Genomic DNA, 11,874 nt, shown 5'->3' with positions numbered 1-11,874 from the left:
CGGGCGCGCAATTCCATGCCTCACCATCCACCCCGGCCGGGTCGGATCTGGACGCCCTGGTCACGGCCGTGAGCGACGACGACTTCAGCCTCTATCTGGACGAGGACGCCTGATGGACCGGCGGATCCTGCTCGGCGCCCTGTTCGTGTCCACGGCGCTCAACGTGTTCATTGGCGGCGCCTTCGTCGGCGCGCAACTGCAGAAGGCCCGCACGCCGCCGGCCGCGGCGATGGAGCAGGCGGGAGGGCAGCGCAACCCGGTCATGGCGGCGATCCGGGCCCTGCCGCCCGAGCGCCGGGCCGCCTGGCGCGAAGGCGGGCCGGAGCATGCCCACACCTATGGTCCCAAGGCCCGCGCGGCGCGGCGGCTGGCGCGCGAGGCGATGCAGTCGTTCGGGGACGAGCCTTTCGACCGGGATGCGGCGGTCGAGCGCCTGGCGCGCGCCCGGGGGCTGGAGCACGAGGTGCGGGTGGCCATGGACCGGCGGCTGGTGGATTTCGCGGCCACCCTGCCGCCGGACGAGCGGCGACAGTTCGGGGAAGCCCTCGCCCGACCGCGCCTAGGCCGCGGCGGCGCCGGCCAGGACGACCGGGGCGCTCTGCCGGACCGGTAGGGCGAAGCTGGCGACCGTGCCCTGGCCGGGCGCGCTCTTCAGGTCCAGCAGGCCGCCATGCATCTCGACGAGGGACTTGGTGAGCGCCAGGCCGAGGCCGGTGCCCTGGGTGGTCTTGGAATGCTGGCTCTCCACCTGTTCGAAGGGCCGCGCCAGCCGCTCCAGGTCCTGGGCCGAGATCCCGATGCCGGTGTCCTGGACGCTGATCCGCACCCGCTCGCCCAGCGGATCCTCGCGCCGCTCGCCACGGACGGTCACCCGCCCGCCGCGGGGCGTGAACTTGATGGCGTTGGAGAGCAGATTCAGCAGCACCTGTTTCACCGCCCGGTGGTCGGCCTCGACGTCGGGCAGGTCGACGAAATCCAGGACGAGGTTCAGGCCCGCCGCCTCCGCGCGGTTGCGCACCAGGCGCAGGGCGTCCTCGGCGATTTCCTCGAGGCAGACCGGCTCGAACCGCAGGGTCAGTTTGCCGGCCTCGATCTTGGACATGTCGAGGATGTCGTTGATCAGGGCCAGGAGGTGCTGGCCGGAGCTCAGGATGTCGCGGCAGTAGTCGCGGTAGCGGCTGTCGCCCAGCGGGCCGTACATCTCGCCGGCCATGATCTCGGAGAAGCCGTTGATGGCGTTCAGCGGGGTGCGCAGCTCGTGGCTCATGTTGGCCAGGAACTCGCTCTTGGCCTGGCTGGCGCCCTCGGCGCGGATCTTCTCGGCCTCGTACTTGCGGGCCAGTTCGGAGAGCTGTTCCTGGCTCTGCTCCAGGTTGATGACCGCGCGGCGGAGCTCCTCCTCCTTGATCCGGCGGGCCTCCTCCTGGGTCTTCAGCACGGTGATGTCGGCGGCGGTGACCACTAGGCCGCCTTCGGCGGTGGGGCGCTCGGAGATCTGCACCCAACGGCCATCCGACAGCTCGGCCTCGCGCACGCCGCGGCGACCGCCCGGGGCGGGGTATTCCTGGCGGATCGCCAGCCGGGCGGCGCGCTCGACCTGCTCGCGGCCCACGCCCGCCTTCAGAACCTCGGCGTCGAGCTGGAAGTAGCTGCGGAAGTTCTTGTTGCACATCACGAGGCGACCGTTGCGGTCCCAGAGGACGAAGGCCTCAGAGGTGCTTTCGATGGCGTCGCGTAGGCGGCTCTCGGCGGACTGGGCTCGGGCCTGGGCGAGGCGCTCCTCGGTGACGTCGAGGGCGACGCCGATGATCCGGGCAAAGCCGCCCTCGGGGCTGTCGCCGAAGCCGCGGCCGCGGAAGTCGATCCAGACCGGACGGGCGCCGGCGATCGGCGGCACCCGGAACGAGACGTCGAAGTCGCCGTAGATGGCGGCGGTGGAGAGCGCCTCGCGCATGTCGTCGCGGTGGCCCGGCGCCACGCGGTCGAGGACCTGCTGGCCGTCGACCAGGCCGCTGCGCCAGCCGAAGAGCGAGGCGGTGACCTCGGACATGAAGATCTTGTCGGCCGCCAGGTCCCATTCCCAGATGCCGCAGCGCGCGGCCTCCACGGCCATGCGGAAGCGCTGTTCGGAATCGATCCGCGCGGCCTGCACGCTGTCGACGCGGCGCATCTCCTGGATCAGCAGGACGCCCAGGGTGATGGCGGCGGCGACGGCGGAGACCAGCCAGACGGCCAGTTCGAGGCGGCCAGGGGCGGCGAGCCAGATCCGCGCCAGCGCCAGGACGCCCATCAGGCCCAGCGCGACCACGACGGAGAGAATCGCCGGCCGCGAATAGCGGGGCGATCCGGGCACACGCCCGCGACCGCGCCTTTCGGGCGTCACGCCTGCGAGATTCTGCCCCCCGCGTCCGGCCAAGGCCGCCGCTCCTCCGTCTCCCGCCGTCCGGCGCACCGAACCGACGCGGAAGTCTAAGCTGATCCGCCGCCCGCGGTCATCGCGGGCAATCGTCGCAATCAGTCGAGTGCGCGGGTGGCCAATTCGTAAACGTTCTTCGACAAGCCCTCGACCGCGACAATCCGCTCAAGCTCGGCTCTCATCAGTTTGCCCAGGTCCGGACGAAGGCGTTTCCAGCCACCGAGCGGGTCCACGAGGCGTGCGGCGGTCATGGGGTTGAACCGGTCCACCGCGATGATTTGGTCCGCCAGGAAGCGGTAGCCCGCGCCGCTGGGGTCGTGGAACCGGGCCGGATTGAAGTTGGCGAAGCTGGAGACCAGGGCCCGCAGGCGGTTCGGGTTCTGGACGTCGAAGGCGGGGTGGGCGGTCAGGCCCAGGATGCGGCCCAGCGCCACCTCGCCCGGATCGCGCGCCTGGACCGCGAACCACTTGTCGATCACCAGCGGCTCGGACTTCCAGCGGTCGTAGAAGTCGGTCAGGGCCTCGTCGTAGAGCGGGCCGCCGATCAGCATCAGCGCGTTCAGGCCGCCGATCATGTCGGTCATGTTCACCGAGGCCCGGTAGTGGCCGTAGGCGATGTCGGCGATCTCGCTGCGCGGGTTCGCGGCCATCAGCTCCAGCGCCGCGTTGCGCAGCGCCCGCCGTCCCGCGCCGGCGGCGTCGGGCGAGAACTCGCCGAGGTCCTGCAGGCCGGTGTGGATGTGGCGCAGTTCGCCGTTCAGGTGCAGCGCGAGCCGCAGCCGAAGGGCGTCGCGCGCCTCGTGGATGGCGGCCGGGTCCACGGGGCTGCGCAGGAGCGCCAGGTCGTTTTCGGAAGGCAGGGCCAGCAACAGCGCCTTGAAGGCGGGGTCCGAGGCCTGGTCCACCAGGGCGCGACCGACGGCCTCGGCATAGCGCTCTTCGCCCACCTCGTTCGGCCTGCCCGCCGCGCGGCTGAGGATCAGGTCGGCCGCCAGATCCTGGCCCGCTTCCCAGCGGTTGAACAGGTCCGGATCCGAGGCCAGCTGGACGTAGCGCGCCTTGGGCTCGGCGTCGGTCGTCAGCACAACCGGGGCCGAGAAGCCGCGCAGGGCGGAGACCACCGGCTTTGAGTCGACGCCGGTGAGGGTGACCTTGAGCTCCGGCTTGTCGAGGACGATGACCGTCTCGTCGAGGGCCTGACCGTCGCGCTGAAAGGCCAGGGTGCGGCCTTCGAGGTCCAGCAGGCCCACCGTCACCGGGATCGGCACCGGCCGCTTGTCCGGCTGGCCGTTGGTGGGCGGATTGGCCTGGGTCAGGGTCAGTTCGAGCGAACGGGCGGCCTCGTCATAGCGGCCGGCCACCGAGACCCGCGGCGTGCCCGCCTGTTCATACCAGGCGAAGAAGTCGGAGAGGTCGCGGCCCGAGACCTCGGCGAAGCATTCGATGAAGGCTTCCACCGTGGTGGCGTGGCCGTCCCAGCGGTCGAAGTAGAGGTCCATGCCCTTCCGGAACGCCTCGGCGCCGATCAGGGTCTTCAGCATGCCGATGACCTCGGAGCCCTTCTCGTAGATCGTCGCCGTGTAGAAGTTCTCGATCTTCATGTAGGCCGAGGGGCGCACGGGGTGGGCGAGAGGGCCCTGGTCCTCGGCGAACTGGCGGCTACGCAGGGCCTTCACGGCCTTGATCCGCGCCACCGCCTCGCCGCGCATGTCGGCGCAGAAGTCCTGTTCGCGGAAGACGGTCAGGCCCTCCTTCAGGCAGAGCTGGAACCAGTCGCGGCAGGTGATGCGGTTGCCGGTCCAGTTGTGGAAATACTCGTGGGCGACCACGGCCTCGATGCGTTCGTAGTCCACGTCGGTGGCGGTGGCCGGGTCGGCCAGGAGAAGCGAGGAGTTGAAGACGTTCAGCCCCTTGTTCTCCATGGCCCCGAAGTTGAAGTCGCGGACCGCCACGATCATGAAGAGGTCCAGGTCGTACTCGCGGCCGTAGGCTTCCTCGTCCCACTTCATCGAACGCTTCAGGGCGTCCATGGCGTAGGCGGCGCGCGGCGCCATGCCCGGATCGACGTAGATCCGCAGATCGACCACGCGTCCGCTCATGGTGGTGAGCTTGTCCTCCAGCACGTCCAGCTCGCCGCCCACCAGGGCGAAGAGGTAGCTGGGCTTGGGGAAGGGGTCGTTCCAGACCGCGAAGTGGCGCCCGCCGGGCAGGTCGCCCTTGTCGATCAGGTTGCCGTTGGCCAGCAGGTGGCGGACCTTTTTGTCGGCCTCGATGCGGACCGTGTACTTGGACAGCACATCCGGACGGTCGGGCCAGAAGGTGATCTTGCGGAAGCCCTCGGACTCGCACTGGGTGCAGTAGCGGCCGCCGGACATATAGAGCCCCTCGAGGGCCTTGTTGTTCTCCGGGTCGATCTCGACCTCGGTCTCCAGGGTGAAGGCGTCCGGCGCGCCGGGGATGGTCAGGAACTCGTCATCGATGGTGTGCTCGGCCGCCGTCAGCGCGCGGCCGTCGATCGCCACGGACAGGGGCATCAACCGCTCGCCGTTGAACACCAGCGGATCGGCATGGTCGCCGTTGCGGCGCACCGAAAGCTTCGCCTTCACCCGAGTGGTGTTGGGCGCCAGGTCGAAGGTCAGGTGGATCTCGTCCACCAGGAACGCGGGCGGCCGGTACTCGGACAGGCGGATAGGCTGGGGGGTGTCGGTGCGCATCCGCTCATCTAGGCGTCCCACTTGGGCGGCGCCAAGGCATGGGCGCCCAACTTTCGGCGCACCTGGGCTCGACGGAGGAGAGAACCGTGTTATCCCGTGGGGGGGTGTTGCGTATCGCGTGGGGCCGGAGCCTTGCAGAGTTACAGAATCTATCACGTCGGTCCCGGCGGACGACTGCGCGTGGGCGACACGATCCACGCCGCCGGCGACGACGATGCGGTGATCAAGGCCCACCCGCTGCTGTCGCCGGGCGAGGCTGCCGAGCTGTGGCAGGGCGGACGCCTGGTCGGCCGGTTCTCCAGGACGCGCGAGTTCGCGCCCGGCAGCTGAGTCGATTGGGCGGACCTTCGGGAGGCCCGTTCTAGGGTCGGGCCGATCGCGCGGCCCGGGCTGCGACCAGATCCAGTTGCGACCGCAGCGGATCGGGGCCGACCACGGGGCCGCGGTCCGTCGTCAGGTCAAGAAGCGCGTCGCCCTGGCGGTCATAGCGCGGCCAGGCCGGCAGGTCCGGGCCGTTCGGGTCGCCGGTCTTGGTGAAGTTGACGAGATAGGCGTGGAAGGCGCGGGCGACAGCCGCGTCCTCGGGCGCCAGCCGGTCGCCGTACTTCGCGGCGACCGTGTCGAAGGCGTAGGGGATGTCCGTCGCGTGCGGCGCGCCGGCCCACTCGGCGCGCATGGACCGGGCCACGTACGAGAACCGGTAGTGCCAGGCCGGCTGGCCGGCGGCCGTCATCTCGCTGGCGAGGTAGCGCGCCGGCTCGATCATCATGCTCTGGCGGCCGACCGTCTGGATCAGTTTGGCCAGGGGCATCTCGCCTGATTCGTCGAAGGCCGCCTTCGCCGATTCGCGATCCTCGCCGAAGAGGCCGAATAGCTCGTCCTTGCTCTTGGCCGGAACGTAGCCGATGTCCGCGTCCGTCGCGCCGACCATCACAGGCATGGTCGCCATCGCACGACGGGCGAACAGGTCAGGGTTCGCGCCGACCAGGGTCACGCCGTCCTGGAACGGGCCCGACCAGGTGGGCGGACCGGGCTGCGGTCCGCCGAACAGCTCGGCCAGGCTGACGCCCTTCGCCACGGCGGCGGCCGGCAGCGCGCGAAGCGCCTTCAGAGCCTGGGGGCCGTCGGCGGAGATCCCATTGGCCCGGGCGAAGTTGACGCCGATGGTCTCTGCTGACGGCAGGCCGGGAAGGTCCTGGGACATCCGGTGCAGCGGCGCCGGCCCACGGCCGCCGCCCGACATGATGGCGGCGCGGTTGAATAGGCCGCGCGCGGCGGGTGCGCCCATCAGGTTGGTGATCGACATGCCGCCGGCCGACTCGCCGAACACGGTCACCTGGTCCGGGTCGCCGCCAAACGCGGCGATGTTGCGCCTGATCCACTTCAGCGCGGCGTGCTGATCCATCAGGCCGAAGTTGCCGACCGGACCCTCGCCGGCGGCGGCCAGGGCGGGGTGGGCGAAGAAGCCGAAGCGGCCCAGCCGGTAATTGAAGCTGACGAACACCAGTCCTTTGCGGGCGAAGGCGGCGCCGTCGTAGACGTCGGGCGAGGATCCGCCGTTCACGAAGCCGCCGCCATAGATCCAGACGATGACCGGCAGCTTCTTGCCAGGGGTGGCGGGCCGCCAGACGTTGAGCGTCAGGCAATCCTCGGCGGGCGTGGTCCCAAGCGGCGCCGCATCGCTCGGGAAGGGGATCTGCATGCAGTCGTGGCCGTAGGCGCCGGCGTCGCGGACGCCCGCCCAGGGCCGCACCGGCTGAGGGCTGCGCCAGCGCAGCTCACCGACGGGCGGTGCGGCGAAAGGGATGCCCTTGAAGGACAGGACCTCGTCCGCGACGCGCCCGCGGATTTGCCCGCCCTCGACGCCGACGACCTCCGGGACGGGGCGCTCTTCCGCCGTTCCCGTGGCCGCCCAGGCCGCCAGCGCGGCGGCCAGCGCCGCGGCCCGCAACATCCTGGCTTTCATGTGCTGCCGCTCCCCTGAACCGGACCCCGCGAGGGGCCGCCTCGACGCTAGAAGTTATAGCCGACGCGGACGCCTATGGTGCGCGGGTCCTCGAACGCCGCCGTGCTGGCCGTGGCGGAGTTGGTCGCGCCGGTGAGCACGATCTCGTTCTCGAGGTTCTTGGCGAAGGCCTGCACATAGTACCGGTCCTCGGGCGCGTTGTAGGTCAGCGTCAGGTCGGTCTTGTGGAAGCCGGGCTGACGGAAGAACACCACCGGCGAGATCTGGGTCAGCCGATAGCGCGCGCTGAACCGCACCCGCGCCGCCGCCACGATCGTCCCGTCGCCCACCGGGTGGGTGTACGAATAGCCGACGGCGCCGGACCATTTCGGAGAGCGGTCGAGCGCAAGCCCGGCGAAGTCGAACGCCGGGGTGGGCATGAATTCGGCGTAGCGCCCCCGCAGCCAGTTCAGGTTGGCGTCGAACCGATGGCCTTCCGCCGGCGTGTAGACCGCCTCGACCTCGACCCCGTCGACCTTGGCCTTGGCGGCGTTGCGGGTCGTCTGACAGGGGACGCCGCAGGCGTTGGTGACGGAGCTGAGCTGCAGCCCCTTGTAGTCATAGTGGAACACCGCTCCGTTCAACCGCAGGCCCAGTTCGGGGAAGTGGAACTTGAAGCCGCCCTCGTAGGCCGTCAGCGTCTCGGGCTGGTAGTAGAGGGCGTCGGCCGGCAGCGCGCAGCCTGGGCCCGTGCCGGTCTCGCAGCCGTCGTTGAAGCCGCCTGCCTTATAACCCGTGGAGAAGGTGGCGTAGACCAGCCCCAGGCCGTCGATGTCGTAGTCGGCGCCCAGGCGGTAGGTGACCTTCTCAAAGCTGCGGCTCGCGTTGTTGTTCTGCAGGAACACGCGGGTTCCGGCCGTGGTGTCGTAGACCGTCGCGCCGACCCGTGACTTGTCGTCGTGCGAGTAGCGGACGCCGGCCGTTAGGTGCAGCTGGGGCGCCACCTCGTAGGTCGCCTGGGCGAAGCCGGCGTAGCTTTCGGCGATCGTCGGGTCCTGCGGGAAGCCGTACCGGGTCGCCGTGGCGGGCAGGCCGAGGTTCTGCGGGTTCAGGATGAAGAACTCGATCCCCGACCGCTCCTTGAAGTAGTAGACGCCGGTCTGGAACTGCAGCGCCTCGTGCTGGTAGGCCAGCCGCAGCTCCTGCGAATTCTGCCAGTAGTCGCCCTCGAAGGTCGCCCGGTTCTGCCCGCGAATGGCGTCCAGCCTCTCGCTGCGGGTGAATTCGCGATACGAACCGAGGTAGGTGAGGGTCAGGTCCGGCGTGAAGCTCCAGTTGTACTCGGCCTGGACGCCCCAGGTGTCGTTGTCCCGCCGGGTCTGCCAGACCGGGGCGTAGCCGAGGGTGCGCTGCGCCTTGGCGCCCGCATCCACGCGGGTCGGGAACGATCCCGCCGTGAACGGGCCGTTGAAGAAGTTGGTGGAGTAGACGGTGTTGATCGGCACGCCACGGATCTCGGAATAGTCCGCGCGCACCACCAGGCTCATGTCCTCGGTGATGTCGAACAGCGCCGACAGGCGGCCCGACAGGTTCTTCTTGAACGGATCGAGCGAGGTCGGTGACGCCACGCCCTCGCGCAGGTAACTGTCGCGCCGGTCGTAGTTGACCGCCGCCCGCAGCGCGACCTTCTCGTTCAACGGCACGTTCACCACGCCCGTGAGCTGGAGCGTATCGAAGCTGGCGTAGACGCTCTCGATCGATCCTTCGAACGCATGCTTCGGCACGGCGGTGATGACGTTCACCAGGCCTGCGGTCGTGTTGCGGCCATAGAGCGTGCCTTGCGGGCCGCGCAGGACCTCCACCCGCTCCAGGTCGTAGAACGACACCTCCTGCGCCTGCGGCCGGGCGAGGTAGACCCCGTCGAGCAGGAAGGCGGCCGAGGGGTCACCCTTTTCCGTGCCGTCGGTGCTGGTGACGCCGCGGATGGTGATCTGCAGCCCGTTGCCGCGGACGATCGAAAGGTTCGGAACCTGCTCCCCCAGGGTGGTCGGATTGGTGATGCCGGCCGCCGTCAGCCCTTCCCCGGTGATCGCGCTCAGCGCGACCGGCGTCTTGGAGGCGAGGGTCTGAACGCGGGTGGCGGTGACGATCACCTCATCGAGCGCCGCCGGCTCCTCGGCCGCCAGGCTCGGCCAGGCTGACGTAGCGAAAACCAGCGTCGATGCAGACGCAAAAATGGCGGCGCGGAAGCGCATTCAGTGTCCCTCCCTTTGTGGTGCGCGGTCGTTTGGTCGCCGTCGCGTTTTCAGCGTCCCACAACGAATGGGCGCTCCTTGTGTCGATGTTATCGATTACATTGGCCATGTCAACGATGACACGGGCCTTTTATGTCGGGGCTGACATTTGTTTCAGATTGCTGCGGATGCTAATCATGCGGGCTTGCGGTCGCCCTGTTCGGCGTTGCGCGCGGGTGGTGATGGGCTCCGACTTTCCGACGAAGGCGAGGCATGGCGGGAAGGCCACGGTGCATGAGGTCGGCCGGCTCGCCGGTGTTTCCGGTCGCACGGTGTCGCGTGTCATCAACGGTGAGCCGTCGATCCGCCCGGAGACGCTCGAGCGGGTGAAGGCGGCGATGGCGGCGCTGGACTTCGAGCCGAACATGGCGGCCCGCGCGCTGCGCGGCGCGCGCAGCTTCAATCTTTGCCTGCTGACGGCGCATCTCTCGCACTTCTATTTCGCGGAGGTGGTCAGAGGCCTCACGCGCGCCTGCGCCGCCCGCGACCGGCGACTGATCATCCAGGAATGCCCGCTGCGGCAGGCCATGCTGGCCCCGGCCGACCTGCTGAGGCGCCCCAATGCCGACGGCTATGTCGTTCTGCCACCGCTTTGCGATGCGCCGCCGCTGCTCGAACTCCTGGATCGCCTGGGCCTCGACTATGTGAGGATCGCGCCGGCGACCGATCCGGGACGGTCGCCGGCCGTGTTCTCCGACGATGAAGCCGGGGTGCGCGCCCTCGCGCGCCACCTCTGGGACCTCGGGCACCGGCGCTTCGGCCACATCGCGGGACCGCCGGGCCACCATGCCACCCTGGTGCGCAGCCGTAGCTTCACCGAGGGGCTCCTCGAAGCGGGGGTCGATCCCGCCGACATCGCCCAGGTGGAGGCTCCGGGTCTCGCCAACCCGGCTGACGGGCGCGCGCGCCTGGGCCGCGGGCTGGCGGAGACGGCCGGGCCTGCGCTCGACGCCTTGCTGGCGCGGCCACGTCCCCCGACGGCGATCTTCGCCTTCTGCGACGAGCTGGCGATCGGCGCCGTGGCGCGTGCGCAGAGCCTGGGCCTCTCCGTTCCGGGCGATATCGCTGTGGCGGGATTCGACGACAGCGACATCGGCGCGATGATCCATCCCGCGCTGACGACGATCCGCGCGCCCCTGATCGAGATGATGGACGAGGCCGTCGACCGCCTGGTCGTCGGCGACGCCGGCCGCCCCATCGCCCACCATCCGGTGGAGCTGCGGATACGATCGTCGACCAACCCCCGCCCCTCCCGGTGAGCGCCTCCATCGCGCCGTCAGTGGGCCTCCCTGACGCGAGGTCACACTTTCCTAGCCGCTCCCGCACGCGCAATGCTTGGTCCAGGAAACCCCAGACCGGTGAACCCGGCAGGACAGGACCATGAATTTCGATTTCTCAGACGACCAGAAGTTCCTGAAGAACGAGGCGCGCAAGTTCCTGGAGGCGAACTGCCCCACAAGCCGGGTGCGCAAGGTGCTGGACGACGAGGCCAAGGCCTATGACGAGGCCCTGTGGACGGCGGTGGCCGGGCAAGGCTGGCTGGGCGCGGCGATCTCGGAGGAACACGGCGGGCTGGGCCTGGGGCATATCGAGCTGTGCGCCATCGCCGAGGAGCTGGGCCGGGTCGTCGCGCCGATCCCCTTCGCCTCGACGGTCTATTTCCTGGCCGAGGCGGTGATGCTGGCGGGCAGCGAGGAGCAGAAGGCGGCGCTGCTACCGAAGATCGCGGCGGGCGAGGTCATCGGGTGCGTGGCGACCTCGGAAGGGCCGGGCGTGCTGACCGCGGCCGGGCTGCAGGCCACTGTGTCCGGCGGCAAGCTCTCGGGCGTGAAGCTGCCGGTGACCGATGGCGATATCGCCACCCACGCCCTGGTGCTGGCCAAGGAGAACGGCCAGGCAGGCCTGTTCCTGGTCGACCTCTCGGCCAAGGAAGGCGTGACGCGCGAGCCGCTGCAGACCCTGGATCCCACGCGCGATGCGGCGAAGCTGACCTTCAGCGGCGCCGCGGCCGAGCGGCTGGGCGCGGCGGGCGAGGGCTTCGCTCTGCTGGAGCAGGTGACGGACCGGGCGGCGGTGCTGCTGGCGTTCGAGCAGTGCGGCGGGGCCGACCGCTGTCTGGAAATGGCCAAGGCCTATGCGCTGGAGCGTTATGCCTTCGGGCGGGTGATCGCCAGCTACCAGGCGATCAAGCACAAGCTGGCCGACATGTACGTCAAGAACGAGCTGGCGCGCTCGAACGCATACTATGGGGCCTGGGCGCTGAACACCAATGCGCCGGAGCTGCCGGTGGCGGCCAGCGCGGCGCGGATCGCGGCCAGCGAGGCGTTCTGGTTCGGCGCCAAGGAGAACATCCAGACCCACGGCGGGATCGGCTTCACCTGGGAAGTGGACGCCCATCTCTACTACCGCCGCTCGCGCCAGCTCGGCCTGGTGGCCGGCGCGCCGCGCGTCTGGAAGGAGCGGCTGGTCAGCCAGCTCGAACGCAAGAACACGGCCGCGTAGGGA

At 69.6% G+C, this 11,874-nt stretch carries 8 protein-coding genes; 4 read left to right on the top strand and 4 right to left on the bottom strand.

From position 1 onward, the window contains the following. Positions 1 to 112: 112 nt before the first annotated feature. Positions 113 to 613, top strand: a complete 501-nt coding sequence (locus AX721_RS00295; protein WP_068873929.1) for a periplasmic heavy metal sensor — start codon at positions 113 to 115, stop codon at positions 611 to 613. On the opposite strand, the gene AX721_RS00290 is transcribed toward AX721_RS00295, so the two are convergent. Then, positions 560 to 2,353 carry a PAS domain-containing sensor histidine kinase gene (locus AX721_RS00290; protein ID WP_068873928.1) on the bottom strand — a complete coding sequence of 598 codons (1,794 nt, stop codon included), beginning with the start codon at positions 2,351 to 2,353 and terminating at the stop codon, positions 560 to 562. The two genes, AX721_RS00295 and AX721_RS00290, sit on opposite strands and share 54 nt — an antisense overlap. Before the next feature lie 161 nt (positions 2,354 to 2,514). Further along, positions 2,515 to 5,130 carry an aminopeptidase N gene (gene pepN, locus AX721_RS00285; protein WP_068873927.1) on the bottom strand — a complete coding sequence of 872 codons (2,616 nt, stop codon included), beginning with the start codon at positions 5,128 to 5,130 and terminating at the stop codon, positions 2,515 to 2,517. Positions 5,131 to 5,262: 132 nt separating this feature from the next. On the opposite strand from pepN, the gene AX721_RS27150 reads away from it, so the two are divergent. After that, the gene (locus AX721_RS27150; RefSeq protein ID WP_156466928.1) at positions 5,263 to 5,460 is read left to right on the top strand and encodes a hypothetical protein; all 198 of its coding nucleotides are present in this window, start codon (positions 5,263 to 5,265) and stop codon (positions 5,458 to 5,460) included. A gap of 31 nt (positions 5,461 to 5,491) precedes the next feature. Here the strand turns inward: AX721_RS27150 and AX721_RS00280 are convergent, their stop codons facing one another. Both AX721_RS00280 and AX721_RS00275 read right to left on the bottom strand, forming a co-directional pair. Beyond that, complete coding sequence (locus tag AX721_RS00280; protein WP_068873926.1) at positions 5,492 to 7,096, bottom strand: carboxylesterase/lipase family protein; 1,605 nt, start codon at positions 7,094 to 7,096, stop codon at positions 5,492 to 5,494. A 47-nt stretch (positions 7,097 to 7,143) separates the two neighbouring features. Beyond that, positions 7,144 to 9,330 (bottom strand): TonB-dependent receptor, encoded by a 2,187-nt coding sequence (locus AX721_RS00275; RefSeq protein WP_068873925.1) that lies wholly within the window; start codon positions 9,328 to 9,330, stop codon positions 7,144 to 7,146. A 32-nt stretch (positions 9,331 to 9,362) separates the two neighbouring features. Here AX721_RS00275 and AX721_RS00270 point away from each other — a divergent pair, with 32 nt between their 5' ends. Together AX721_RS00270 and AX721_RS00265 are read left to right on the top strand one after the other, a co-directional pair. Beyond that, positions 9,363 to 10,628 (top strand): LacI family DNA-binding transcriptional regulator, encoded by a 1,266-nt coding sequence (locus AX721_RS00270; RefSeq protein WP_197422413.1) that lies wholly within the window; start codon positions 9,363 to 9,365, stop codon positions 10,626 to 10,628. Between the two features lie 121 nt (positions 10,629 to 10,749). Continuing rightward, positions 10,750 to 11,871 carry an acyl-CoA dehydrogenase family protein gene (locus AX721_RS00265; RefSeq protein WP_068873923.1) on the top strand — a complete coding sequence of 374 codons (1,122 nt, stop codon included), beginning with the start codon at positions 10,750 to 10,752 and terminating at the stop codon, positions 11,869 to 11,871. Positions 11,872 to 11,874: the final 3 nt, after the last annotated feature.

It is taken from the genome of Phenylobacterium sp. CCH9-H3 (assembly GCF_001557235.1).
GTDB lineage: Bacteria > Pseudomonadota > Alphaproteobacteria > Caulobacterales > Caulobacteraceae > Phenylobacterium.
Note: the sequence above shows the minus strand (reverse complement) of the source record. Positions and strands in the feature narration are given on the sequence as shown.